Here is a 26,343-nt window from a genome sequence, read left to right as displayed (position 1 = left end):
CGGCATAACGGCAAGGGGAACGAGAATGATCCGCATTTCGGCGCCTGCTCTCGCACTCGCGCTCATCGGCGGCGCGGTCCAGGCGCAAACGATCAATGTCGCGCTCAATGCCGACATCCGTTCGACCAATCCGGGCGTCAACCGCGACGACAACACCGACGCCGTGGTGCTGCACATGGTCGAGGGCCTGGTCGGGTATCGCGAGAATGGCGCCGTCGCGCCGCTGCTCGCCGAGAAGATCGAGATCTCGCCGGATGGGCTGACCTACACCTTCCACCTGCGCAAGGGCGTGAAGTTTCACAACGGCGCCGAGATGACCTCAGCCGACGCGCTGTGGAGCTGGAACCGCTACATGGACCCGAAGACGGACTGGCGCTGCAAGCCTGAATTCGACGGCCGCCTCGGCCTCAAAGTCACCGAAGCGACCGCCCCGGATGCCAGCACCTTCGTGATGAAGCTGGAGAAGCCGAGCGCGCTCTTCCTCGACACCATGGCCCGCACGGACTGCGCGATGGTCGCGATCATCAACAAGGACTCCGTCAAGGCCGATGGCGGCTGGGACAAGCCGATCGGCACCGGACCGTTCCAGCTCGCAGACTGGCGCCGCGGCGAATTCGTCCTGCTCAAGCGCTTCGACAGTTACGTCTCGCCTGTTGGAGACAAGCGCGACGGCTATGTCGGCTCCAAGCGCCCGCTTGCGCAGGAGATCAAGTTCCTCGCGATCGCCGATGGCGCGACCGTCAAGGCTGGGCTGATGTCGGGAGCGCTGGATGTCGCCGACGTGCCGGACGAGGACGTGCCGGAGATGAAGAAGAGCGGCCTGCAGGTGCTGACCGCGCCGAGCGCCACCAAGCACACGATCCTGCTCCAGACCCGCGACCCGGTTCTGAGCGATGTGCGCATGCGCCAGGCGATCGTCTCCGCACTCGATCTCGACGAGATCGTCGGCGCCGCCTCGAACGGCCTGGGCAGGACCAACAACTCGGCGGTCTACATTACCTCGCCCTTCTATGACGACGTCCAGAAGAAGCGATACAGCCACGACCCCGCCCGCACCAGAAAGCTGCTCGCCGAAGCCGGCTACAAGGGTGAGACGATCAGGCTGATCGCCAACAAGCGCTCGACCGTGCCGAGCTATCCCGTCGCGATCATGGCGCAGGCGATGCTGCAGGCCGCCGGTATCAAGGCCGAGATCGAGATCCTCGAATGGGCGACGCAGCTCGACCGGTTCTCGAAGGGCAACTACCAGATGATGTCCTTCAGCTATTCCGCCCGCATCGACCCCGCCCAGAGCTACAATCAGTTCTCCGGCCCGAAGGACAAACTGCCCTCGAAGGTCTGGGACAATGCACAGGCCAACGCCCTCATCGAGAAGGCGACGCTGGTCAATGACGAGGCCGAGCGGAAGAAGATCTTCGACCAGTTGCATGTGATGATGCTGGCCGATGCGCCGCTGGTCTTCCTCTACAACCAGGTCGATACGGCGGTGGTCTCCAAGCGCCTGCAGGGCTTTTCCCCCTGGGTCGCCTCCAAGCCGCGCCTCTGGGAGGTCGGCATCGCCAAGTGAACCTTGCGGGGCGAGGCGATCAGCCCGGCGCCGCTGCCGCCAGCCCGCGTGTGCCGCCCGTCAATATGTGGTCCGCGATCACCTTGGCGAGGCGCGGCGCATCCCCGGCCTTCAGGGCCTCGATCATCGCATAGTGCTCGCGGTCGCTGCGCAGGAGCGATTCATGCGAGCTCCAGACCGTCATCTGCGTGCCGCGCTCGCGGTCGCGCAGCCCCCAGATCATCTCCTCCAGCACGGCATTGCCGCAGAAGGAATAGAGCAGTTGATGGAAGGCACGGTTGATCTCGCTCTGCTCGGTGCGGCTGCCGGTGAGCACAACGGCGGAGAATCGTTCCGCGGCCTCGGTCAAGCGCGCGACCGCCGCCGTGTCAATACGCGCGGCGATGCCGTCCGCCGCCGCCGTCTCCAGAACGATCCGCGTTGCCTGGATCTCCCTGTAGGTCTTCATATCGACTTCGGCGACGCGATAGCCCCGGTTGGGGACATGCTCGATCGTCTTCCGCACGGCGAGCTCGTCGAGCGCGCTGCGCACGTCGAAGCGCGTCGCCTGGAAGCGTTCCTCCAGGTCGATTTGGCGCAGCCACTCGCCCGGCCGGAATGCGCGCAGCCGGATCGCCTGCGCGATCTCGTTGGCGAGGATGGCCCGCCGGGTGCCGGCGTTTTCGCGTTTCCGCTGGGACGTCATGGTTGGCTCTCTAGCAGGATTCGGGCGGCGCGACAGAAGTTGGTTGCGAAGCCAACCATAACATGCAACAAAATTGGCGCCAATAATTTCGCCAGAGGAGAGAGCCCGTGAGCGCCGTGGCAGAACAGACCGCTAAGCCGGAAATCGAGGCGGCCGCGCGCGCCAAGGCGCTCTACGAATACGGACCGACCTCGATCTACGCCGCGAAGTACGATCCGCGCTTCCCCTATTGCCTCTATGTCCCGCCGAGCCTCGGCGAAGGCGGCGAGAAGCCCGAGCTGATCGTCGCTATGCACGGCACCGGTCGCGGCTTCACCGGCTATCGCGACGCCTTCTCCGCCTTCGCGCGCTGGAACAACTGCATCATCCTGGCGCCGCTCTTCCCGATCGGCGTGATGGGCGACGGCTATCGCGACGGCTTCAAATACATGCGCGAGGGCAATCTCCGTTACGACCATGTGCTGCTCGCCATCGTCGAGGAGGTTTCCGAGCGCTATGGCATCGCCTTCGACCGCTTCGGCCTGTTCGGCTATTCCGGCGGCGGGCACTTCGCCCATCGCTTCCTGATGCTCCAGCCGAACAAGCTCTGGGGCGTCTCGATCGGCGCGCCGGGTTCGGTGACCTTGCTCGATCCGACCCGCGACTGGTGGGTCGGCACGCGCGACTTCGCCGAGCTCTTCGGCCAGGAACTCGACATCCCCGCAATGCAGAAGGTCGCGGTCCAGATGGTGGTCGGCGCCGCCGATCTCGAGACCTGGGAGATCACCCACAAGCCGGGCGGCCGCAACTGGATGCCCGACGCCAACCATGCCGGCGCCACCCGCCCGGAGCGTCTGGCTAAGCTGCGCGACAACTTCGCGGAGAACGGCATCGCCGCGCGCCTCGACCTCGTGCCGAACACGCCGCATGACGGGGTCAAGGTCGTGCCGGTCGTCGAGGATTTCTTCGCCGGCGAACTCCGCCGCATCCGCGCCGCCCGCAAGGCCGGCTGAACGATCACAACGACAACAGGGGAACCATCATGAAGCGCCTCCTTGTCTCCGCCGCTACGCTCGCCCTCACGGCCGGCGCCCTGCAGGCCCAGACGCTGACCGCCGTGCTCAATGCCGACATCCGCTCAACCAACCCCGGTGTGAACCGGGACGGCAATACCGACGCGGTCGTGCTGCATATCGTCGAGGGCCTCGTCGGCTATGCCGAGGACGGCTCGGTCGGCCCGCTGCTGGCCGAGAAGGTCGACCTCTCGCCCGACGGCAAGACCTATACCTTCCGCCTGCGCAACGGCGTGAAGTTCCACAACGGTGCCACGATGACCTCGGCCGATGTGCTGTGGAGCTGGAACCGCTACATGGACCCGAAGACCGATTGGCGCTGCCTGTCCGATTTCGACGGGCGCAACGGCCTCAAGGTCGTCTCGGCCACGGCCCCGGATGCCAACACCTTCGTCATGGAGCTCAACGCGCCGAACGGCCTCTTCCTCGACACGCTGACCCGGGCAGATTGCGGCGGCACGGCCGTGATCCACAAGGATTCGGTGAAGGCCGACGGCAATTGGGACAAGCCGATCGGCACCGGCCCCTTCATGCTCGGCGAATGGAAGCGCGCCCAGTCGGTCCAGCTCCTCGCTTTCGACCAGTACACCTCGCCGAAGGGCGACAAGCGCGACGGCTATATCGGCTCGAAGCGGCCGCTGGTGAAGGAAGCGCGCTTCATGGTCATCCCCGACGCGGCGACAGTGAAGGCGGGTTTGCTTGCAGGTTCGCTCGACATGGCGCTGATGCCGGAATCCGATGTGCCCGACCTCAAGGGCGCACCCAACGTCGCGCTCGCAATCGCGCCTAACCCGGTCCGGCACAGCCTCATCATCCAGACCCGTGATCCGGTGATGAAGAACCAGGCTCTGCGCCAGGCGATCGCCGCCGCGATCGACTTCCCCGAACTCGTCGCCAACGTCTCCAACGGCCTCGGCAAGCCCAACAACTCGCCGGTCTACACGACCTCGAAATACTATGGCGACGTCGAGAAGCAGGGCTTCAAATACGATCCCGCCGCGGCCAAGGCCCTGCTCCAGAAGGCCGGCTACAAGGGTGAGAAGATCGTCATCCTCGCCAACAAGCGCTCCAGCGTGCCGAGCTTCAACACCGCCGTCATCGCCCAGGCAATGATGCAGGCGGCGGGCATCAACGCCGAGATCGAAGTGCTGGAATGGGCGACGCAGCTCGACCGCTACAACAAGGGCAACTACCAGATGCAGGCCTTTTCCTATTCGAGCCGCTTCGACCCCGCTCTCGGATTCGAGCAGATCGCCGGCCCGAAGGACAAGCAGCCGCGCAAGGTCTGGGAAGACCCGGAAGCGCTCGCCCTGATCGACAAGTCGATGGTTGTGACCGACCCGGCCGAGCGCCAGAAGCTCTTCGATGAGCTGCACAAGCGCTTCATCGACCAGGTGCCGACCATCTTCACCCATAACGACCTCGACATCATCGCCCATTCCAAGCGCCTGACCGGTGTGACGCCGTGGGCGTCGCAGCTGCGGCTCTGGGAGGTTGGCGTCGCCAAGTAAGGGGGCGCCTCCGGCCCTGGCTTTGGCCGGGGCCGGTATTGAGGCTTGGGAGGGCCTTCGATGTTTCGTTTCGCGCTGACGCGGATCGCAATGGCGTTGCCGACGCTGCTGATCGTGGCAGTCTCGGTCTTCGTCCTGATCCGCCTGATTCCTGGCGACCCCGCGCAGCTGATGCTGGGCGATCTGGCGACGCCGGCAAGCCTCGCCGATCTGCGGGCCCGGCTCGGCCTCGACCAGAGCCTGCCGGCGCAGTTCGGCATCTGGTTCGGCAAGGTGCTGACCGGCGATTTCGGCCAGTCGATCTCGTCGCAGCAGGCGGTTCTGCCGCTGATCCTGCAGCGCTTCGCCGTCAGCGCCCAGATCGTGCTCGTCGCGGTGCTGCTGGCGAGCCTCGTCGCGGTGCCGGCCGGCGTGATCGCCGCCTGGAAGCAGGACACGCCGGTTGATCTCGGCCTCGTCGCCACCGCGACGCTGCTGCTCTCGATCCCCACTTTCTGGCTCGGCCTGCTGCTGCTGCTGTTCTTCGGCCTCAAGCTCGAATGGCTGCCGGTCGTCGGCTATGTCGCGATCGCCGAGAACCCCTGGGCCGGCATCCTCTATCTGATCATGCCGATCATGACGCTGTTCGTGCACGAGATCGGCGTGATCCTGCGCATGGCCCGCGCCTCGACGCTCGAGGTGCTCCGGCTGGACTACATCACCCACGCCCGCGCCAAGGGCCTCTCCGAGAGCGCCGTGCTCTGGCGCCATGCCTTCAAGAACGCCTTCGGCCCGACCTGGACGCTGATCGGCCTCGTGCTCGGCAATTTGCTCGGCGGCATCGCGGTGGTCGAGACCGTCTTCACCATCCCAGGCCTCGGGCGCCTGCTCGTCGATGCGATCTTCGCCCGCGACTACCCGGTGATCCAGGGCTGCATGCTCTTCGTCGCCTTCACCTATGTGCTGGTGAACCTCGTCATCGACCTCTGCTACCCGGTCTTCGATCCAAGGGTGACCGCGCAATGAGCAGTGACAGCACCATGAGCACCGGCGGCTCCGCGAAGAAGGCCAGCCGCATGAAACTCCCGGCTCCCAACGCGATCGTCGGCGGCACGCTGATCGGCATCCTGCTCGCGACTGCCGGCACCGGCGCGCTGTGGACGCCCTACGATCCGCTCAAGCTCTCCTTCCGCGAGAAGCTGGCGGCGCCGAGCGCCCTCCACTGGCTCGGCACCGACGAGTTCGGCCGCGACGTGCTCTCGCGCCTGATGGCGGGCGCCGCGACCTCGGTCTGGATCAGCCTGCTCACCGTTACGCTCGCGGTCGTGCTGGGCACGCTGATCGGCCTGTTCTCCGGCTATATGCGCGGCTGGACCGACCGCATCATCATGGCCTTCAACGACGCGCTGCTCGCCTTCCCCGGCATCCTGCTGGCACTCGGTCTACTGGCCGTCGTCGGTGCCAACAAATACGGCATCATCGTCGCGCTCGGCATCGCCTACACGCCCTCGGTCGCCCGCGTCGTGCGCGGTGCCGTGCTCTCGCTGCGCGAGCGCGAGTTCATCGCGGCCTCCCGCGTCATGGGCAATTCCGAAGCCTTCACCATGGCCCGCCACATCCTGCCGAACTGCATCGCGCCGCTGACCGTGCTCGCGACCTCGATGTTCGGCTATGTCCTGCTGGCGGAAAGCGCGCTCTCCTTCCTCGGCCTCGGCGTGCCGCCGCCGGCGCCGACCTGGGGCAACATGCTGGCGGGATCGCGCCCCTATATCGGGCAGGCGGTCTGGCTCGGCATCTTTCCGGGCCTGTGCATCTCGCTGACCCTGCTCGGCATCAACCTGCTCGGCGACGCCGTGCGCGACAAGCTCGACCCGCGGATGAGGGGCTCGCGATGACCAAAGCGTCTTCAAGCGCAGTGGACCCCGGTTCGCGTCAAGAAAACGCGTCGAGCAAGACCGCTGCCCCGCTTCTCGATGTCGCCAATCTCACATTGAAGATCGGCGGCTCCGGCCGCACCGTCGTCAACGACGTCTCCTTCCAGGTCTTCCCTGGCGAGATCGTCGGCATCGTCGGCGAATCCGGCTCGGGCAAGACGCTGGCCGCCCGGGCCGTGATGGGCTTCATCCCGCCCGCGGTCGCGCTCACCTCCGGCACGATCCGCTTCGACGGGCAAGATGTGATGGCGATGTCGGGCAAGGATCTGCGCGCCATGCGCGGCGCCAAAGTCGGCATGGTCTTCCAGGAGCCGATGACCTCGCTCAACCCGTCGATGCTGATCGGCCGCCAGCTCGACGAGGGCCTGGCGCTGCATCGCAAGCTCGACGCACCCGCCCGCCGCGCGCTGATCCTCGACATGCTCAGGCGCGTCGGCCTGCGCGATCCGGAGGGCGCGCTCGCCGCCTATCCGCACCAGTTCTCCGGCGGAATGCGCCAGCGCATCATGCTGGCCTCGGTGATGCTGCTGAAGCCCGCCCTGCTGCTGGCCGACGAGCCGACGACGGCGCTCGACGCCGTCGTGCAGCGCGACGTGATGGAGCTGATGGTCGAATTGACCCAGGCCAACAACACCGCCGTGCTCTTGATCTCGCATGATCTCGGCATGGTCGCGCGCTATTGCAGCCGCATCGTCGTGATGTGCCAGGGCGATGTGGTCGAGCAGGGCAAGGCCGAGGACCTGCTCGCCCGGCCGCAGCACCCCTATACCCGCAAGCTGCTCTCGGCGATGCCGCATCGACTGCCGGCGCGATTGCTGCCTGTGGCCAAGACGCCGATCGTGGCGGTGCGCGACCTCGTCGTCGAATATCCCGGTCGGCAGGGCTTCTTCCGCAAGGAGCAGGCGAAGCGGGCGCTACACGGCATCAGCCTCGACGTGAAGCCGGGCGAGGTCGTCGCCGTGGTCGGTGGGTCCGGCTCGGGCAAGACCACGCTCGGCCAGTCGATCGCGGGCCTGGTCAAGCCGGCCGGCGGCGAGATCCGCTTCAACGGCAAGCCGATCACGAAGAGCGATACGGCCTATTGGGACTACCGGCTCAACTGCCAGATGGTGTTCCAGGACCCCTACTCCTCGCTCGACCCGCGCATGACGATTCAACAGCTCGTGGCCGAGCCGCTGCGCCTGGTGCCGGACATGACCCCGGCCGACCGGAAGGCGCGCGTCGCCGAGGTTCTGACCGAGGTCGGCCTGAAGGACGGCTTCGCCGAGCGCTATCCGCACGAGCTCTCCGGCGGCCAGCGCCAGCGCATCGCGATCGCCCGCGCGATCGTGCGCCGCCCGAGCTTCGTCATCGCCGACGAGCCGGTCTCGGCGCTCGACGTCACCGTCCGCGCGCAGGTGCTCGAGCTCTTCGACGAACTCCAGAAGAAGCACGGCTTCTCCTGCCTGTTCATCAGCCATGATCTCGGCGTGGTCGAGCAGGTCGCCGACCGGGTCATCGTCATGCAGGATGGCCGCATCGTCGAGGAAGGCCCCCGCGACGACATCTTCGACAATCCGCAGCACGCCTATACCCGCAAGCTCCTCGCCGCGGTGCCCGGCCTCGAAAGCACTGGCGACGGCGGTGTCCGGCTCTTCTGGAGGCTCGGCGAGGCCGAAGCTCCGATCCCGGCCTGATTCCCCGCAACGGAAACGGCCCGGAATCCATCGTCGGTGGCGGCACCGTGCGATGGCTTCCGGGCCTCTCTCGCTCCACGGAGCGAGAGTTGATCGTACGTTCCGTCAGCGCTTGCGCTTGGCGCCGACCAGCTCGTCCCATTTGCGGAAGGCGACGACCATCTTGTCGGGCTTCAGCGGCAGCTCGATCGGGTTCTTGGCGATGAGATCGGCATATTCCGGCCGGCCGAACTCCGCGATCACCTCCTGGCTCCGCTTCGGCGCCAGGGAGAGCGGCACATCCTTCACCGCCGGCCCCGGATAGAGATAGCCCTCGTCGTAGGAATAGGCCTGCATCTTCGGCGTCAGCACATGCGCCATGATGTCGAGCACGACGGCGAGGCGATCGTTCGGGATCCCCTTCGGCACGCACATGAAGAAGGCGTCCGAGACCCAGTGGAAGCCCTTCAGCGTCTGGATCTTCGCTTCCTTCGGCACGATGCCGAGCGCGCGCGGGTTGATGTCCCAACCAGTGGTCGAGATGATGATGTCGCGCGAGCCGTCGCCGAACTCCTTCATCGTCGCGCCGGTGCCGGCCGGATAGTATTCGATATGCTCGCCGAGCTCCTGCAGATAGGCCCAGGTCTTGTCCCAGCCATTGACCGGGTCCTGCGGGTCCTTGTCGCCGAGGATATAGGGCAGGCCCATCATGAAGGTGCGGCCGGGGCCTGAGTTGGTCGGGCGCGCATACATGAACTTGTTGGGATTGGCCTTGGCCCAGGCCAGCAGCTCCTCGGCCGTGGTCGGAACCTGCTTGACGCGATCCGGCATGTATTCGAGCAGCGGGCCGGACGGATAGTAGTTCACCACCGTGCCGAAGCCGGCACCCTGCACCTTGTGCAGGTTGAGAGCCGCCGGCTCGTAGTTCTGCTCGATGTTGGGGAATTTCTCGGCGAAATCGGGGAAGATCTTGAGCCAGAGATTCTGCTCGAGGCCCGCCGCCAGCCCATCCGAGCCGGTCAGCACGAGGTCGAGATCGGCGCGGCCGGCATCCTGCTGTGCCTTGATCTTGCTCGCCAGCTCCGGTGCCGGCGCCTTCACATAGGTGATGCGCGAGACCAGCTTGGGATTGGCGTTGCGGTAGTCGTCGAAGGCCTGCTGCATCAGCGCCAGAGCACCGCCGACATCGATGATGTTGATGCCGACCGGGGCCGAGGGCAGCGGCGGCGCGGCGGCGAAGGCGCCGCTTCCTCCGATGGTCAGCGCGCCGAGACCGCCCAGGACGTTGCGGCGATCGACGCCTTTCGAGAATTCGCTCATTGTTTTCCCCTCTTGCTTGTTGGTGAGGTCGTCAGGCTGCCGCCCCGGCGGCGAAATCGCGGCGCTCGTTGCCGATGCGCACGCTGCGGATGCGGAGTTCCGGCGACCATTCGATCGCGTTCTCCGGCAAGGTGATGCCAGCGGCGACCAGCGCCCCGGCGATGCAGGCAAGCGCATGGGTCGAGGCCATGGCGATCGCTTCCTCGGGCGAGGCAATCCCCCAGGCCACGAGATTGCGCACGGCATCGTCGAGCTTGAGCGCCGAACCCGCCAGCGAAGCGCCGCCCGGCTGGCGCACCGAGCCGTCCGCGGCGAGATCGACCGGCATGCCAGCGAAGCTGTAGCGGCCGGGCGCGGCGCCCGCCGCGACCACCGCATCGGTGACAAGGATCGAGCGTTCGAAACCCTTGGCCCGGATCAGGCTCCTCAGCGCCTTCGGATGGATATGGATGCCATCAGCGATGAAACCGGCCATCAACCGATCCTCGGCGAGCTGCGCGAAGAGCGGATTGACGAGCTTGTGCATCTGTTGCGGCAGGCCGTTGCCGAGATGGGTCGAGAGCGTCGCGCCCGCATCGGCGGCGGCGGCGACGGTCCCGAAATCGGCGGCGGAATGGCCGATGGCAACGACCTTGCCCATGCGAGCAAGTTGACCGGCGAGCGCGACGCCGCCCTCGACCTCCGGCGCCAGCGTCACCATCAGGATCGGCCGCGACAGTAGCTGGTCAAGATGCGCGACCAGTTCGGCCGTTGCTGCCGTCATCGCCTCCGGCGGATGGCAGCCGGAATAGCCGGCGGACGGGTTGAGGAACGGGCCTTCGAGGTGGTAGCCCGGGCACATCAGCGGCCCGAGCCGGCTGCCGCTCACCGCCGCGTCGAGCGCGCGGAAGCGCTCTTCCAGCTCATGCGGATGCGCAGTGATGATCGTCGGCAGGCAGGTGGTCACACCCGTCGCCAGCATCGCCTCCAGCGCCCGGTCGAGCTCATCAGCCGTGATCGTGCCGGAGTTGAAATCCACCCCGGCGAAGCCGTTGACCTGGAGATCGACCAGACCGGGCGTGCGCATCGTCAGCCCTTCCGGCTCAGCAGCGACGCGGCCGGCGGATCGATAAACAGCACCGTGCGCTTGTGCGTCTGGAGGATGGAGGCCGGCGCCAGGTTGCTGACCGGCCCCTCCAGCGCGGCCTTGGTCGCCTCGGCCTTGCGCGTGTCGGAGACGGAGAGGACGATCAATTCGCTCTTCAGGATCTGGCGGATGCTCATCGAGATCGCCTGCTGCGGCACGTCCGCGAAGCTCGGGAACCAGCCCTCGCCGAATTGCTGCTGCCGACAGGCATCGTCGAGATTCACGATGAGATAGGGCTCTTCCGCGTCGAAATCGGCCGGCGGATCGTTGAAGGCGAGGTGGCAGTTCTCGCCGATCCCCGCGAAGCAAACGGCGATGCGCTTGCCGGCGATCAGCGCGTTGAGCTGCTTCACCGCCGCCGCGGCATCGCCCTCACCATCGACGGGGATGAAGGTCGGTGCGTTCTTGAGCGGCGCCATGAAGCGCTCGCGCAGATAGCGGCGGAAGCTCGCCGGGTGGCTCTCGCTCAAGCCCACATATTCGTCGAGATGGAAGGCCGTGACCTTCGACCAGTCGATGCCCTCAGCCGCGACGAGATGTTTCAGCATCTCGAACTGGCTCGCCCCGGTCGCTACGATGATCGTCGCTTCGCCATGGCGGGCAAGCTCCTCGCGGATCGCCTGCGCGCCGAGCGCTGCCGCCTGCCGGCCGAGCCCGTCTTTGTCAGAGGCAACATGCATCTCGATCATCTATTTTTGAACCTTTTCCGTCAAAAAATTTCCGATATTCTGCTACCGAGCTTATGAAGCTTCGGCTGAAACGCAACGTTTAATTTTGAACGCAACTGTTCTGAATAGAGCCTGCCTTGTCCCTGCTGACGATCGACGAAAGCCGCCTTGCGCTTGCCCATGACCGGGACTGCGCCCGCATCTACCGGCTGATCCTGAACGGCGAGGCCCATTCCCGTGCCGATATCGCCCGCATCCTCCAGCTCCGCTCGACCAGTGTCTCCCGCGTCGTCGGCGAGCTCATCGCCCGCCGCCTCGTCATAGAGACGGTCGGCGAAGCAAGCGGGCGCGGCCGTCCTCCCGCGATCCTCGTCGCCCATACCCGCCGCATCGGCGCCTCCGTGATCTATGTCTCCAGCCAATCGCTGTCCGGCGCGCTGGTTGATCTGAATGGTTATCTCGTCGCCGAACGCCGCCGCCCCATTGCGAGCGATGCCGACAACGCCGCCATCGCCGCGGCGATGGCGGAACTGGCGCGAGACCTCCTCGACGCGATGCCGCCGGGCATGAGCCACGCCGGCACCGCCGTCTCGCTCTCCGGCCTGATCGACCTGATGCAGGGCCAATGGCTGCTAGCCTCGCGCTGGCCGCGCATGCGTGGGCTCGACATCGCCTCGATCCTCGCCCCCGTCGCCGGACCCGTCACGGTCTGCCGCAATCTCGACGCCGAACTGCGCGCCCGGGCCGCCCGCGAGCCTGAGAATTTCACGGGCGGCACCATCCTGCTGCACTGGGGTTGGGGCGTCGGGCTCGCCTATGCGGTGGACGGCGAGCCCTTCGCACCGACCGGCTCCTTCGGCGAAATCGGGCATTGGCGGCTCGCCGCGCTGCAAGATCGCCCTTGCGGCTGCGGCAACACCGCCTGCCTCGAAACCGGCGCCGCGCTCTGGTCACTGCTCCCGGCGCTGCGCCGGCACTGGCCCGATCTCGATCAGGATGAGATCCGGCTTGCACGGCAGCTTGCCGGGCTGGACCTCCTGTCCTTGCCGGAAATCGACATGGCAGCGCAGCTGCTCGCCCGCGCGCTCGCCAATGCCTGTCGCCTGCTCTTTCCCGCCCGCATCGCGGTGAGCGGTCCCTTCTCCGCCAACCCGCAGCTCTGGGCCCGGTTCAACACGCTGTTCCGGGCGGAAGGCACGATGGACGGCTTCGCCGTCCCGGACCTCTCCGGCGCGGCCGCCAGCCACCTTTACGAGATCCACGGCGCGGCCTCGCCGCTGCTCAGCCGCGCGGCGGAGTCGCTCCTCCTCGAACAAGTCTGATCCGCCCGTTCATCGCATGCTCCGAAATGGTGCCGCCCATGCCAGCGAATGCGCTGGCGTGCCACAACGTGGTGCACTAGTATCCCAGGCAAGAGCTCCTGATGCCGATCATGGCACGCCAAAAGAGAGCCAAACCCCAGGGAGAGACCATGAACCATCCGACACGCCGAACCGTCATGGCCGGAGCGGCCGGCCTTACCGCATTGAAAGCCGGCGGCGCGCTGGCACAGAGCGCTCCGGTTGCGCTTAACATCATCGACGTCGCCGGCAATCTGCAGCTGACGCAGGTCGCCATCGAGCGCTTCGCCAAAGAGAATCCGAAGCTGATCTCGCGGCTGAACTTCTCGCGCGCGCCCTCGCCGGAGCTGCCGGCCAAGCTGAAGGCGCAGCAGGCGGCCAACCGCGTCGATATCGACCTCGTGCTGACCGGCCCCGGCGCCATGTCGGACGGCATCCAGCAGGGGCTCTGGGTCGATGTCTGGAAATCCCACGCCAAGGACCTGCCGAAGCCGGAGGAAGTCTATCACGAGCAGGCGCTGATGATGCAGCGCAACTTCGGCCAGAACGAGGGCGTCGCGGTCGTCTACTCCCCCTCCGGCCCGCTTTTCGAATATGCGCCGGAGCGTCTCAAGGCGGTTCCGAAGACCGCCGAGGACCTGCTGGCCTACGTCAAGCAGAACCCGAAGCGCTTCACCTATGCCCGCCCCGTCAATTCCGGCCCCGGCTGGACCTGGCTGCAGGGCCTGCCCTATATCCTCGGCGACGCCGACCCCACCGACCCGATGAAGGGGTGGGACAAGAGCTGGGCCTATCTCAAGGAGCTCGGCACCGGCATCGACTACTATCCGGGCGGCACCGCCGCGACGATGAAGGAGCTTGGCGAAGGCACCCGCGACGTCATCGTCTCGACGCTGGGCTGGGACATCAACCCGCGCGTCCTCGGCATCGTGCCGAAGGAGGCCAAGGTCTTCGTGCTCGCCAACACGCACTGGATCCCGGACACCCAGTTCATGTGCATCCCAAGGGGCGTGACGGCCGACAAGATGCCGGCCCTCGTCGCGCTGATGGCCCATATGCTCAAGCCGGAGGCACAGGCCGTGACCTACGACAAGGGCTATTTCTATCCCGGCCCCGCCGTGAAGGGCGTGACCCTCGCCATGGCGCCGCAGGAAAGCCGCGATGTCCTCGCCGAATATGGCCGGCCGGAATATGACGGGCTGATCACCAGCCTGCCGACCAAGCCGCCGCTGACCCCGGAGCGCCTCGTCGCTGCTTTCCGGCGCTGGGACCAGGAGATCGGCGTCGGCCACGGGGCGCCGCAATAGCCATGCGCTTCGCCGCCATCGGCCTCGACCACCGCCATATCTACCATATGGTCGGCGGTCTCCTCGAAGCCGGCGCGACCTGCGTCGGCTTCGATCCCGCGACCAGCGACGAGCGCGTCCTCGCCGGCTTCCGCGAGCGCTTCCAGGATCTGCCGGAAAGCACGGCCGACCAACTGATCGACGACCCGTCGGTCGAGCTGATCGTCTGCGCCGCCGTGCCGGCGGACCGGGCCGCCATCGCCATCCGCGCCATGCGGGCCGGTAAGGACGTGATGGTCGACAAGCCCGGCGTCACCAGCTTCGACCAGTTCGGCGCCGTGGAAAAGGCGGTCGCCGAGACCGGCCGCATCTTCTCGATCTGCTTCTCCGAGCGCTTCATCGTTCCCGCAACGATCATAGCTGGCAAATTGATTGCCGATGGGGCAATCGGCCGCGTCGTCCAGACGCTGGGCATGGGCCCGCACCGCCTCAACCGCGCGATCCGACCCGGCTGGTTCTTCGATAACAGCCACTTCGGCGGCATCCTCACCGACATCGCCTCGCACCAGATCGACCAGTTCCTGCATTTCACCGGCTCGAATGATGCAGAGATCGTGGCCTCAGGTGTCGGCCATTTCGGCGGCCCCGATCTGCCGGATTTCGAGGATTTCGGCGAGGTCCTGCTGCGCAGCGACAGGGCCGGCGGCTATATCCGCGTCGACTGGTTCACCGCCGACGGCCTGCCGACCTGGGGCGACGGCCGCCTCACCATCCTCGGCACCGAAGGCACGATCGAACTGCGCAAATATGTCGACATCGCCGGCCGCCCCGGCACCGACCACGTCTTTCTCGTCGACAAGAATGGCACCCGCCACATCGACGCCTCGCGCGAGCCGCTGACCTATTTCCGCGACCTGATCGCCGACATCGGCGCCCGCAGCGAAACCGCGATGAGCCAGCGGCACGCCTTCACCGTCTGCAGGCTCGCGCTGGAAGCCCAGGCCAAGGCCGCCTGGCTGCCCGCGAAACCTGCTGCTCGTGCCTGAGGATCGCCTGACATGAGACGCAAACTCGGTATCGCCGTGATCGGGCTCGGCCCCGCCGCCCAGCCGCACTCCAAAAGCCTTCTCGATCTCGCCGACCGTGCGGATGTTTGCTGGGCGGTGAGCCGGACGCCCGATCGGGCCAAGGCCTACGCCGGCCAGTTTCCCTTTCCGACGACCACCGATCTCGACGCCGTTCTGACCGATCCTGCGGTTGACGCCGCCATCGTGCTGACGCCGCCGAGCAGCCATCTCGACGTTTCCGCCCTGTGTCTCGAAGCCGGCAAGCATGTTCTCGTCGAGAAGCCGCTCGAATTGACGAGCGAGCGCGGCCAGCGCCTCGTCGACACCGCCCGCCGGACAGGCAGGACCTTCGGCGTCGTGCTGCAGCATCGCTTCCGCCCCGCCAGCCTGCGCCTCAAGACCGCGCTACAATCGGGCGAACTCGGTACCATCGAGGCCGCTTTCCTCGCCGTGCCCTGGTGGCGCCCGCAGAGCTACTATGACGAGCCCGGCCGCGGCACGCTCGCCCGCGACGGCGGCGGCGTATTGCTGACCCAAGCGATCCACTCGCTCGACCTGTTTCGCTCGCTGGTCGGCGTCTCCAGGGTCGTCGCGGCTCAATCCCGGACCACTGCCCTCCACCGCATGGAGACCGAGGACTACGTCTCCGCCCTTCTGGAGACCGGCAACGGCGCCCCCGCCACGCTGGTCACGACCACCGCCGCCTATCCCGGCTATCCCGAGCGCATCGAGATCACCGGCTCCAAGGGCTTTGCCGCCCTGATCGGCGGGCGGCTGCGCCTCGCCTTTCTCGACGGGCGCGAGGAGATCGTCGAAGCCGAGGGCTCGACCGGCAGCGGCGCCAATATCATGGACTTCCCACACGACGCCCATCGCGCCGTCATCGCCGATTTCCTCGACGCGATAGAACAAGGCCACGACCCGGTCGTCACCGGCGAGGAAGCGCTGGCGTCGCAACGCCTCGTCGACGACATCCTCAAGGCTGCACGCGGTGCGGCCTGACGGCGTCCGCCTCCTTGACTTCGGCGCGATTTGGCTGCCGATGACCCGACCGCCGTCCTTCCGGGCTTGACCCGGAATCCATCGTAGAGCACCGGAGCCCGTCGGCGGTTTCCGGATCGACGCCGCCAACGCGGCTTGTCCGGAATGACGGGTGTGGTTCTATCCTCATGCAGCAGATCAGCGTCGTCCTCGCCTGCGACCTCGGCGGCAGCAGCTTCCGCGCCGCGCTGATCGATCCGAATGGCGCGGTTTTGGCCGAAAGCGCCGCCGCCGGTCCCGCTCTCGACGATCGCCTCGGGCATTCGCAGGTCGCGGCCGAGGGCTGGTGGACGCTCCTCCTCGAGACCGCCGGCGAGCTCGCGCGGCAGGAGCCCGATCTTTTCGCGCGGATCGAAGCCATCGCGATCTGCGGCGTCACGCGCACGCAGATCTTCCTGGGCCATGACGGCAGCGAGCTTCGCCCGGCATTGACCTGGAAGGATGCCCGCTCGGACGCGGTCGCAACGAAGCTTCGGGAAGCACTCGGCAGCCATCCGGAAGCCCCGCGCATCAACGCCTTCCATCCGCTCGCGCGGCTCGCCTGGCTGGCGGAAGCGGAGCCGGAGAATTTTCGCGCTCTCGCCCGCGTGCTCGAACCGAAGGACTATCTGAACTTCCGCCTGACCGGCCGCCAGGCGAGCGACCCGGTTTCGATGGCGCGGCTTATCACCTGCGCGGAAACGCACGACGAGGCCTCGGCGCTCGACGCCATCGGCCTGTCGCCGGCGGTGATCCCGACGATCCTCGAACCCTGCGACGCCGTCGATCCCGTTCGGGCCGGCTTGCCCGCGCCATTCGATCGGCTTGCCGGTATTCCGGTCTTCTGCGGTTGCAACGACACCTGGGCAGCAGTGGCCGGGCTTGGCGCCCTGCGCACGGGCTATGCCTACAACATTTCCGGCACGACCGAGGTGCTCGGCGTGCTCGGTCCGGAACAGGCCGAGGCCGAGGGCCTCATCACCGTCGACTGGCGCGGCCTCTGGCATCTCGGCGGCCCCAGCCAGAACGGCGCCGACACAGCCGCCTGGCTGGTCGATCTGCTCGGCGGTTCGGATAGCGTCGGCGGCAGCATCGATCGCCTGCTCGCCGGCGAGCGTCATCCCCAGCCCGTCATCTTCCTGCCTTATCTGCAGGGCGAACGCGTGCCCTACTGGAACCCGAACCTGCGCGGCGCCTTCATCGGGCTCGGCCGTCGGCATGGGCCGACCGACCTCGCCTATGCCGTGCTGGAAGGTGTCGCCTGCCAAAATCGCCTCGTTCTGGAGCGGGCAGAAGCGGCGCTCGGCAGCCGCGTCGGCGAGATCCGTTTCGGCGGCGGCGCGGCGGCCAATCCGGTCTGGGCACAGATCAAGGCCGATCTCTGCGACCGCCCCATCGTGGTCGGCCGTGCCAGGGAACCCGGTCTGCTCGGCGCCGCGATCATCGCCTGGACAGGGCTCGGGCGCTTCGCTTCGCTGGAAGCGGCCCAGGATGCGCTGGTCGAGATCGCCAGCCGCTACGAACCGGATCCCGCCCGGCGCGCAGCCTATGACGCGCTCTACCGCCTCTATCGCCGCAGCGAGGAAGCGCTCGCCGCGATCTCGGCTGACCTTACGGCGCTGGCGCAGACCTCGGCTGCGTTGCCCGGCCTTACCGACCCGAAATCGACCCCGTAAGAACGCTTCCCCATGCCGACGCGACCCGCCATGAACAGCCCGAAGCAAAGCGCTCCCGTCACGCTCCTGACCGGCGCCTCGGGAGGCATCGTCGGCGCGCTTGCCGTAACCCTCGCACGTGCTGGCCACAGGCTGGTACTCTCCGGTCTCGACCAGCCTGGACTCGACGCAGTGGCGGCGGACGTCGCGGCAGCCGGCGGCGAAGCGGTGACGCTCGCCGGCGATGTTCGCGAGCGCGATCTCGCCCGGGCCCTCGTCGATCTCGCCGTGTCGAAATTCGGCCGGCTCGACCATCTCGTCACCGGCGCCGGCGCCTCGCGGCCGGTGCCTATGGTCGAAATGGAGGACGAGGAGTGGGACCAACTGGTCGACGTCAATCTCTCGGCAGTGTTCCGCATCTCCAAAGCCGCCGCGCGCCGGATAATCGCCCAGGGTGAGGGCGGTGCGATCGTCCATATTTCCTCGATCGCCCACAGCAATGGCGGCGCCAATCTCGCTTATGGCTCGGCCAAGGGCGGCGTCGCGACGCTGACCTATGGCATGGCCCAGCAGCTCGGCCGGCATGGCATTCGCGTCAATGCGGTTGCGCCCGGCATCATCGATACGCCAATGGTGAGAAACGGATTCGCGCAGCAGTTCAATGCGCTGGTCGAGGGTGCGGCGGTGCGCACGCCGCTGGAGAGGCTGGGACGGCCCGAGGATGTCGCCAACGTGATCGCATTCCTGCTTTCGGACGGCGCCGCCTTCGTCACCGGCGCCCTGATCCCGATCACCGGCGGCATCGAGATACTCCAGCCGATCTCCACCATCGCCAGGGGAGCCTGAGTTGGGCCGCATCGACCCACGCGAACTGATCGGGCGCTATGGCACGGCGATCGCCGGCCTGGCGCTGATCCTGTTCTTCCTGATCTTTGCGCAGAACTTCGCCAGCGCCACCAACATCGTCAACGTCCTCAAGGATACGAGCTTCCTCGCCATCCTCGCGCTCGGCTTCGCGCTCGCCTTCACCGTGGCTGAACTCGACCTCTCCGTCGCGGAAATGGCCAGCCTCGCCGCCGTCGTCTGCGGCTGGTTGGTGCAGCTCCAGTACCCGCCGGCCGTTGCGGTGGCGGCAGCGCTCGGCGTCGGCATCGTGCTGGGCTCGCTGAACGGCTACGGCGTCACCGTTCTGCGCATCCCCTCCCTGATCATGACGCTCGGCACCGCCGCCATCGCCAAGGGCCTCGCCTTCATGATCACCCAGGGCGTCGCTTTCGTCGGCCGCTGGCCGGTCGGATTCACCGGGCTCGCCCGCGGCTACACCTTCGGCATTCCCAATCTCGTGCTCTGGATGGCCGGCGCCACGCTCTTCGCCTGGGGTCTCGTCAAATGGACGCGGACCGGCGCCCATATGGTCGCGACCGGCGAGGCGGACGAGGCGGCGCGGCTCGCCGGCATCGCCACGGCCCGGATGAAGCGCATCGGCCTGCTGCTCGCCGGGGTCTTCGCCAGCATCATGGCCGTGCTCCTCGCCGCCAACCTGTCCTCGGCTGCCCCGAATATGGCGGGCGATTATCTGCTCTATGCCATCGCCGCCGTGCTGCTCGGCATGACCATGTTCGATCCCGGCAAGCCCAACGTGCCCGGCACGGTCTTTGCGGCGCTGGTGCTGAAGGTGCTCGGCAACGGCTTGGTGCTGCTCGGCGCGCCCTACTACATTCAGGACATCGTGCTCGGCGCGATCATCATCGGCTCGGTCGCCTTCTCGGCGAGCGCGATGAAGAAGGCGGCATTCAAGGTCTAGGCGACACAGAACAACAACAGGGGAGAGTTCACATGTTCGGCAAGAATGGGTTCGGCCTGAGGAAGATGCTGGTGGCCGCCGCCGCGCTCGTCGCGCTCGGCCAGTCGGCTGAAGCCTTCGAGGTCGGCATCATCGGCTTCCAGTTCTCGTCGGAGACGCATGCGCGTGTCGCCAATGCCGCGGCCGCCGCCGCCAAGGCCAAGGGCTGGAACGTCACGCTGCTGAACTCGGAAGGCGCGCTGCCCAAGCACGCCGAGCAGTTCGATGCGCTGATCGCCAAGAAGGTCGACGCCATCATCATCGCCATGGGCAAGCCGGTCGAGGCCGACGCCCAGTTCAAGGCCGCGAAGGACGCCAAGATCCCGGTCATCACCGTGCAGTCCGGTGCGAGCCCGCATGCGCTCTTCGACATCCAGACCAACGAGTACAAGGTCGGCGCCGACGCCGCGCTCTATCTGCTCGGCCAGCTCGGCTACCAGGGCAACATCGTCTCGGCCCGCTTCGATCTCAACGTCGCCTCGCGCATCCGCGGCCGGCTGCTCGATGCCGTGCTCGCCGAGAACCAGGCGGTGAAGGAACTCGGCAAGTTCTCGATGGCCCGCACCCAGAGCTGGCGCGACGACGTCCGCGCCGGCATGCAGGCGCTGCTGCTGCAGAATCAGGGCAAGATCAACGGCATCTGGGCCTCGTTCGACGGCCAGGCCTACATCATCGACGACCTGCTGCAGGCTCAGGGCGTGAAGAAGGGCCAGATCCCGCTGATCTCCGTCGATGGCGGCAAGGAGAGCTATGAACGCATCGCCGATCCCGCCTCGACCTTCGTCGCCACGGTCGCGATCCCCTTCGAGGAGATGGGCAAGCAGGCGGTCGACGCGATCCAGGCGATCGTTGTCGAGAAGAAGCCGAAGGAGAGCATCACCTCTGGCCCCTATCTCTTCACCGAAGCCGTACTGGTCGACAAGAACAACGTCCAGCAGTTCCTGAAGAAGTGAGGGCGTGCGCCCTTTCCGCGTCATGGTCGGGCTTGTCCCGGCCATCCACGTCTTCCGTGATCGAAGACCATGTTCAAGACGTGGATGCTCGCCACAAGGGCGAGCATGCCGTGGCGCCAACCATTCGGACTCATGACAAGCGCTGAAGCCATGACCGGAATGACCACTCCTACCCCTCTCCTCTCGCTGCGCGGCATCGGCAAGAGCTACGGCCCGGTCGTCGCCGTCAGCGACGTCGATCTCGACATCTTCCCGGGCGAGGTCGTGGCGCTCTGCGGCGACAACGGCGCCGGCAAGTCGAGCCTGATCAAGGTGATCTCCGGCGCCGAGGAGGCGACGAGCGGCACGATCAGCCTGCGCGGCAAGCCAGTCACCTTCAGCTCGCCGCATGATGCGCTGGAGAACGGCGTCGCGACGATCTATCAGGACCTCGCGCTCGCACCGCGCCTCTCCATCGCCCAGAACGTCTTCATGGGCTCCGAGCTGACCAAGCCGGTGCTGCTGCCCTTCCTGCGCGTGCTCGACAAGAAGAGGATGATCGCGGAGTCGCAGCGCTATCTCTCGCAGCTCTCCGCCGCCGTCACCGATATGACCCGGCCCGTCGAACGGCTCTCGGGCGGCCAGCGCCAGGCGGTCGCGATCTCCCGGGCGCTACGCTGGAACGCCGAGATCATCATCATGGACGAGCCGACCGCTGCGCTCGGCGTCAAGGAGAGCGCGCTCGTCCTCGACCTCATCCGCAAGCTCAAGGCCGACGGGCGCACCGTCATCCTGATCAGCCACAACATGCGCGACGTCGTGGCATTGGCCGACCGGGTCGTGATCATGGGCGCCGGCCGCAAATACGTCGACCGGCCGCTCGGCGATCTCGCCGCGGACGACATCGCCCATATGATCATGGCCGGCAACGCCAAGGCGGCCTGAGATGAGACTCCCTTTCTCAGCCCTCATCCAGAGGAGCGGGCACAGCCCGCGTCTCGAAGGATGTTTCGGGAGGCTCGGGAACCATCTGGAGCATCCTTCGAGACGCCGCTGCGCGGCTCCTCAGGATGAGGGCTGAGTTGGTGGAAATGGGTATGCACGAACCGATCATCATCGACACCGATCCGGGGCAGGACGATGCCGTCGCCTTGCTGCTCGCTTTCGCCAGCCCGAGTGAAATGGACCTCAAGGCGATCACCACCGTCGCCGGCAATGTCCCGGTTGGGCAGACGACGGCGAACGCCCTGCGTATCCGCGACCTCGGCAAGCGCCGCGACATCCCGGTCTATCGTGGGGCCGAGGGACCGCTCGTCTTCTCGCTCGAAACGGCCGAATTCGTTTGCGGCCCGGATGGCCTTGCGGGCGCGGGCCTTCCCGCACCCACGAGCGAGGCGGCACCTGGCCATGCCGTGCAGGCCATCATCGATCTCTGCCGAGCGGCTCCCCCGGATGGCATCACGCTATGCCCGCTCGGGCCGCTGACGAATCTCGCACTGGCTTTCCGGCTCGCGCCGGACATCCTGCCCAAGGTCAAGCGTATCGTCCTGATGGGTGGCGCCATCGGACTCGGCAACATCACGCCGGCCGCCGAATTCAACGTCCATGTCGACCCGCATGCAGCGGCGATCGTCTTCGGCTGCGGCCGGCCGATCGTGATGTTCGGCCTGGGCGTCACCCTGCAGGCCATCGCCAGCCACGCCCAGATCGCCCGCATCGGCGCGCTCGGCAACGCCGCCGGCCGTTCTGTCCACGGCATGCTGACCCGCCCGCGCCCCGGCGGGCTCGGCAGCGACGGTCATCCGATGCACGACCCCTGCGTCATCGCCTATCTGCTCTGGCCGGAGCTCTTCGAGGGGCGCGACTGCTTCGTCACGGTGGAAACCGATGACGGGCCCCTGCGCGGACGTACCACCATCGACTGGAATGGCCGCCTCAAGCGCGAGCCCAGCGCCCACGTCGTCGCGTCCGTGAAAGCCCAGGAGCTGTTCGAACGGATGATCGAACGGCTAGCCACCCTGCCCTGAAGGATCGCCCCATGCCGCATTTCGTCGAAGCGCTGCAGCAGGAGGCGGCCGAGGCCATCGCGCAGATGCAGGAGGCGGCGCTGCGCGCCCGCCATGCCCATGCTCGCGCCGAGCTGATGCGCCACATGCTGACCACCGCTCGCAAGGTGAAGGACAAGCCCAAGGCGGAGGCCGTCGAGACGGTCGTACGCGAGTGGATGGACGCCTGGAACCTCGCGCGCACCGACTGGCCGCATATCGCCCGCGAGATGGAAGCCTTCACCGAGGCCTTCCACGATTATGCCAACGATCCGAGCGACGCCCATGACGAGCGGCTACGCGCGGCCTGCGCAGCGCTCGACATCGTTCTGGAGAAGGAAGCCACCTCGATCTCCGATCAGATGGCCTATCGCTCCCAATGCGCGCATGGCTGGTGGGAGCTGGTGAGCCCGGTCCCGGAAAACCTGCCCGGCCGAAAGCCGCGGCCCTCGATTCCGCCGCTTGAATCCGGCAAACCATTCTGGGAAGCCGGCTGCGCCGCATTCTGCCGCTAGGCTGCGACCGCCGGTCTGGCCGGCGTCTCAGCTTTCGAGGAACTGCATCCGGTGCAGCCGGGCATAGGCACCGTCGCGCGCCAGCAGCTCGTCATGGCTGCCGGTCTCGACGATTTTGCCTTCGTCCATCACGACGATCAGGTCGGCCTCGCGGATGGTCGAGAGCCGGTGCGCGATGACGATGGTGGTGCGGCCCTTCATCAGCTTCGCCAACGCCTGCTGCACGAGACGCTCGGACTCCGTGTCGAGCGCACTGGTCGCCTCGTCGAGCAGCAGGATCGGCGCGTCCTTCAGCATGGCGCGGGCGATGGCGATGCGCTGGCGCTCGCCGCCGGAGAGCTTGTGGCCGCGCTCGCCCACCGAAGCATCGTAGCCGCCCGGCATCGCCATGATGAAATCATGCGCCGCCGCGGCCTTGGCGGCCGCGACGATGTCATCATGCGTCGCGCCGGGGCGCCCGAAAGCAATGTTGGCCCGCACGCTGTCGTCGAAGAGCACCACATCCTGGCTGACGACGCCGATCTGATGGCGCAGGCTTTCGAGCGTCACGCTGCGCAGATCCTGTCCGTCGATCTCGATCCGCCCGTCGATCGGATCGTACAGGCGCGGCACCAATGCAAGCAGCGTCGACTTGCCGGAGCCGGAACGGCCGACCAGCGCGGTGGTCTTGCCACCGCGGGCGACGAGATCGATGCCCTCCAGCGCACGCTGGTCCTCGCGATAACGGAAGCGCAGATGCCGAAAGGCGACTTCGCCGGCCGTGATGGCCAGAGGCTTGGCGGTCGGCCGGTCGACGATGCGCGGCTTCTCGTCGAGCAGCGCGTAATAGCGCTTCAGCGAGGCACCGGCCTCCTGGACGATGGCGTTGAGGTTGCCGAGCGAGCGCATCGGCTGTGCCGCCAGCAGCAGCGCCGAGACATAGCCGGTGAAATCGCCCACGGTGGAGGCGCCCGAGGTGATGCGCACGCCGATGGCAGCGAGCACGCCCGCGACCGCGATGCCGCCGGCGACCTCAAGCAGCGGGTCGAGCCGGCCACGGGCATTGGCCGCCTTGACCTTCAGCGTCCGGATCGTCTCGAAGGCGCTGGTCGCACGCTGCTTCAAATAGGGCTCGAGGGAATCCGTCTTGGCCACGCGGGCGCCCTGCAGGCTCTCCGTGACGAGGCTCGCCATGATGCCCGTCTGCTCCTGCTGCGAACTCGCCATGCGCCGGAGCTTCTTGCCGATCCGGCCGATCGGATGGGCGATGACCGGCGCGATCAGCACCACCACCAGCGTCATCTGCCAGTCGATCCAGAACAGCGCGCCGACGAGCGCGAGCGCCGTCACCACGTCGCGGATCGCGATATTGACGATGCGCGTCAGCGCCTCCTTCACGAAAGTGAAATCGGTGGTGAAGCGCTGGGTGAGAGAGGCGGGATTTTCCTTCTGGAGCTGCGCCAGATCGGCATCGATCAGATGCCCGTAGAGCGTCGACTGCATGTCCGCCTCGATCCGGCTGACGACCTTGTTGGTCATCACCGTCTGGGCGAGCAGCGAGAACCCCTTGATCGCGGTGACGATGACCACGACCGTCGCGACCGCATTGACGACCCCGATCTCGTAGCCGATCGACTTCGAGACCAGCCTCTCCATGCGGCGCACGAAGCCGGTCGATTCGGCCGTCAGCGGATCGGCGAAGGCATCGAAGGCCGCCTTGATCAGCAGCGGATAGAAGCTCGTCGTCGCGGCGATGACCACGACGAGACCGAGAATCATCAGCATCTGCGGAAGGTAGGATTTGATCTGCTCGCGCCAGACACGGGCGAAGAGCGCGAGGGTATCGTCGGTGACGCGGCCGATCTTCATGGGCCGCGCCTATCACGGCAGGGCGGCAAGCGCCACTGGCGCATGGCCGCATCCAGAAGGCAGGCCTTGCTCAGGACACGAAGCTGTCCTCCCATGGCCACAACCGACTCAGGAGACTCCATGTCGCTATCGCCGCCGGCGCAGCCCGGTCAAAGCCTCGCCGAAATCGAGACACCCTCCCTTGTGCTCGATCTCGATGCCTTCGAGCGCAACCTTGTCGCCATGGCGGCCTTCACCCAGGCCCATGGCGTCAGGCTGCGCCCCCATGCCAAGACGCATAAGAGCCCCGAGATCGCCCTGCGGCAGATCGCCAACGGCGCCGTGGGCCAGTGCTGCCAGAAGGTTGCGGAGGCTGAAATCCTGGTCGCGGGCGGCGTCGGCGACGTGCTCGTCACCAACGAGATCGCGAGCCCCGCCAAGCTCGACCGGCTGGCGCGTCTCGCCCGCAGCGCCCGCATCGGCCTCTGCGTCGACCATCCCGACGGCGTGCGCGACGCGGCCGAGGCTGCCGCGCGCAACGATGTCGTGCTCGATGTCCTCGTCGAGATCGATGTCGGCGGGCGGCGCTGTGGCGTGGCGCCCGGCGAGGGCGCGGTCCGGCTGGCGGAAGCTATCGCCCGCTCCAACACGCTGCGCTTCGCCGGCATCCAGGCCTATCACGGGTCCGCCCAGCATATGCGCTCGATCGACGAGCGGCGCGAGGCAATCGAACGCGCCGGATACGGCGTGCGCAACACTGCCGAGCGCCTCGCCCAGGCCGGCCTCAATTGCGAGATCGTCAGCGGCGCCGGCACCGGCACCTACGAGCTGGAAACGCAATCCGGCATCTGGAACGAGATCCAGGCCGGCTCCTACATCTTCATGGACGCCGACTACGCCCGCAACCGCCAGGCCGACGGCACGCCCTTCCGCAGCTTCGAGCACGCACTCTTCGTGCTCGCAGGTGTGATGAGCAAGCCGGTGCCGGACCGCGCCATCGTCGATGCCGGCCACAAGGCGGTCGCCATCGATTCCGGCATGCCCGTCCCGTTCCGACGCGAAGGCGCGATCTACACCAAGCCCTCGGACGAGCACGGCATCCTGACGGGCGAGCCGATCGCCCTGCCGCATCGCGGCGACCGGCTGCTGCTGATACCCGGTCATTGCGACCCGACGGTCAATCTGCACGACTGGTATGTCTGCGTCCGCGGCTTGCACGGTCCCGACGCCCATGTCGAAGCAGTCTGGCCGGTGGCGGCGCGCGGCGCGCTGATCTGACGCAACGGTCCGAAAAGTGAGAACCGGTTTTCGGAAGC

At 66.8% G+C, this 26,343-nt stretch carries 23 protein-coding genes; 18 read left to right on the top strand and 5 right to left on the bottom strand.

The genetic code is table 11. The annotated features are described in order from the left end of the window. Positions 1–25 precede the first annotated feature (25 nt). A complete protein-coding gene (locus AB4Z16_RS12185) occupies positions 26–1,567 on the top strand; it encodes an ABC transporter substrate-binding protein (RefSeq protein ID WP_441511611.1) in 1,542 nt (513 codons plus the stop codon). Positions 1,568–1,586: 19 nt separating this feature from the next. Here the strand turns inward: AB4Z16_RS12185 and AB4Z16_RS12180 are convergent, their stop codons facing one another. Next, positions 1,587–2,252, bottom strand: coding sequence for a GntR family transcriptional regulator (locus AB4Z16_RS12180; protein ID WP_441511610.1), 666 nt, complete (start codon positions 2,250–2,252; stop codon positions 1,587–1,589). Positions 2,253–2,359: 107 nt separating this feature from the next. On the opposite strand from AB4Z16_RS12180, the gene AB4Z16_RS12175 reads away from it, so the two are divergent. From AB4Z16_RS12175 to AB4Z16_RS12155, 5 genes are read left to right on the top strand one after another with little or no spacing between them, the layout of a single operon-like run. Further along, entirely contained in the window at positions 2,360–3,244 is an 885-nt protein-coding gene (locus AB4Z16_RS12175) for an alpha/beta hydrolase family protein (protein WP_441511609.1), read from the top strand. Positions 3,245–3,273: 29 nt separating this feature from the next. Then, the gene (locus AB4Z16_RS12170; protein ID WP_441511608.1) at positions 3,274–4,815 is read left to right on the top strand and encodes an ABC transporter substrate-binding protein; all 1,542 of its coding nucleotides are present in this window, start codon (positions 3,274–3,276) and stop codon (positions 4,813–4,815) included. Between the two features lie 60 nt (positions 4,816–4,875). After that, positions 4,876–5,820, top strand: a complete 945-nt coding sequence (locus AB4Z16_RS12165; RefSeq protein WP_441511607.1) for an ABC transporter permease — start codon at positions 4,876–4,878, stop codon at positions 5,818–5,820. A gap of 50 nt (positions 5,821–5,870) precedes the next feature. Continuing rightward, positions 5,871–6,689 (top strand): ABC transporter permease, encoded by an 819-nt coding sequence (locus AB4Z16_RS12160; RefSeq protein ID WP_441511862.1) that lies wholly within the window; start codon positions 5,871–5,873, stop codon positions 6,687–6,689. Further along, on the top strand, positions 6,686–8,404 hold the full coding sequence (locus tag AB4Z16_RS12155; RefSeq protein WP_441511606.1) for an ABC transporter ATP-binding protein: 1,719 nt from the start codon (positions 6,686–6,688) through the stop codon (positions 8,402–8,404). The genes AB4Z16_RS12160 and AB4Z16_RS12155 overlap by 4 nt, the downstream gene beginning before the upstream one ends. A 105-nt stretch (positions 8,405–8,509) precedes the next feature. Here the strand turns inward: AB4Z16_RS12155 and AB4Z16_RS12150 are convergent, their stop codons facing one another. Genes AB4Z16_RS12150 through AB4Z16_RS12140 form a run of 3 tightly spaced genes read right to left on the bottom strand, consistent with a single transcriptional unit; the run spans position 8,510 to position 11,509 of the window. Next, positions 8,510–9,703: an extracellular solute-binding protein gene (locus tag AB4Z16_RS12150; protein ID WP_441511605.1), complete on the bottom strand. Its 1,194-nt coding sequence runs from the start codon at positions 9,701–9,703 to the stop codon at positions 8,510–8,512. Between the two features lie 31 nt (positions 9,704–9,734). Continuing rightward, complete coding sequence (locus tag AB4Z16_RS12145) at positions 9,735–10,769, bottom strand: N-acetylglucosamine-6-phosphate deacetylase (RefSeq protein WP_441511604.1); 1,035 nt, start codon at positions 10,767–10,769, stop codon at positions 9,735–9,737. A gap of 2 nt (positions 10,770–10,771) precedes the next feature. Beyond that, complete coding sequence (locus AB4Z16_RS12140) at positions 10,772–11,509, bottom strand: glucosamine-6-phosphate deaminase (protein ID WP_441511603.1); 738 nt, start codon at positions 11,507–11,509, stop codon at positions 10,772–10,774. 125 nt (positions 11,510–11,634) lie between these two features. On the opposite strand from AB4Z16_RS12140, the gene AB4Z16_RS12135 reads away from it, so the two are divergent. From AB4Z16_RS12135 to AB4Z16_RS12085, 11 genes are all read left to right on the top strand, one after another. Further along, a complete protein-coding gene (locus AB4Z16_RS12135; protein ID WP_441511602.1) occupies positions 11,635–12,819 on the top strand; it encodes an ROK family transcriptional regulator in 1,185 nt (394 codons plus the stop codon). 149 nt (positions 12,820–12,968) lie between these two features. Next, complete coding sequence (locus AB4Z16_RS12130; RefSeq protein ID WP_441511601.1) at positions 12,969–14,144, top strand: extracellular solute-binding protein; 1,176 nt, start codon at positions 12,969–12,971, stop codon at positions 14,142–14,144. A gap of 2 nt (positions 14,145–14,146) precedes the next feature. Further along, positions 14,147–15,169, top strand: coding sequence for a Gfo/Idh/MocA family protein (locus AB4Z16_RS12125; RefSeq protein WP_441511600.1), 1,023 nt, complete (start codon positions 14,147–14,149; stop codon positions 15,167–15,169). Positions 15,170–15,181: 12 nt separating this feature from the next. Next, positions 15,182–16,192, top strand: coding sequence for a Gfo/Idh/MocA family protein (locus AB4Z16_RS12120; protein WP_441511599.1), 1,011 nt, complete (start codon positions 15,182–15,184; stop codon positions 16,190–16,192). 167 nt (positions 16,193–16,359) lie between these two features. Continuing rightward, entirely contained in the window at positions 16,360–17,886 is a 1,527-nt protein-coding gene (locus AB4Z16_RS12115; protein ID WP_441511598.1) for a xylulokinase, read from the top strand. Between the two features lie 30 nt (positions 17,887–17,916). Next, positions 17,917–18,711 (top strand): SDR family NAD(P)-dependent oxidoreductase, encoded by a 795-nt coding sequence (locus AB4Z16_RS12110; RefSeq protein ID WP_441511597.1) that lies wholly within the window; start codon positions 17,917–17,919, stop codon positions 18,709–18,711. Between the two features lies 1 nt (position 18,712). Then, the gene (locus AB4Z16_RS12105; protein ID WP_441511596.1) at positions 18,713–19,669 is read left to right on the top strand and encodes an ABC transporter permease; all 957 of its coding nucleotides are present in this window, start codon (positions 18,713–18,715) and stop codon (positions 19,667–19,669) included. 32 nt (positions 19,670–19,701) lie between these two features. After that, positions 19,702–20,661 carry a sugar ABC transporter substrate-binding protein gene (locus AB4Z16_RS12100; RefSeq protein WP_441511595.1) on the top strand — a complete coding sequence of 320 codons (960 nt, stop codon included), beginning with the start codon at positions 19,702–19,704 and terminating at the stop codon, positions 20,659–20,661. 159 nt (positions 20,662–20,820) lie between these two features. Beyond that, on the top strand, positions 20,821–21,585 hold the full coding sequence (locus AB4Z16_RS12095; protein ID WP_441511594.1) for an ATP-binding cassette domain-containing protein: 765 nt from the start codon (positions 20,821–20,823) through the stop codon (positions 21,583–21,585). 152 nt (positions 21,586–21,737) lie between these two features. After that, complete coding sequence (locus AB4Z16_RS12090; protein ID WP_441511593.1) at positions 21,738–22,667, top strand: nucleoside hydrolase; 930 nt, start codon at positions 21,738–21,740, stop codon at positions 22,665–22,667. An 11-nt stretch (positions 22,668–22,678) separates the two neighbouring features. Then, positions 22,679–23,200: a hypothetical protein gene (locus AB4Z16_RS12085; RefSeq protein ID WP_441511592.1), complete on the top strand. Its 522-nt coding sequence runs from the start codon at positions 22,679–22,681 to the stop codon at positions 23,198–23,200. A 27-nt stretch (positions 23,201–23,227) separates the two neighbouring features. Here the strand turns inward: AB4Z16_RS12085 and AB4Z16_RS12080 are convergent, their stop codons facing one another. Continuing rightward, positions 23,228–25,048 carry an ABC transporter ATP-binding protein gene (locus AB4Z16_RS12080; protein ID WP_441511591.1) on the bottom strand — a complete coding sequence of 607 codons (1,821 nt, stop codon included), beginning with the start codon at positions 25,046–25,048 and terminating at the stop codon, positions 23,228–23,230. A 120-nt stretch (positions 25,049–25,168) separates the two neighbouring features. On the opposite strand from AB4Z16_RS12080, the gene AB4Z16_RS12075 reads away from it, so the two are divergent. Continuing rightward, positions 25,169–26,305: a DSD1 family PLP-dependent enzyme gene (locus tag AB4Z16_RS12075; RefSeq protein ID WP_441511590.1), complete on the top strand. Its 1,137-nt coding sequence runs from the start codon at positions 25,169–25,171 to the stop codon at positions 26,303–26,305. Positions 26,306–26,343 lie beyond the last annotated feature (38 nt).

Source organism: Allobosea sp. TAF32 (assembly GCF_052113585.1).
GTDB lineage: Bacteria > Pseudomonadota > Alphaproteobacteria > Rhizobiales > Beijerinckiaceae > Allobosea.
Note: the sequence above shows the minus strand (reverse complement) of the source record. Positions and strands in the feature narration are given on the sequence as shown.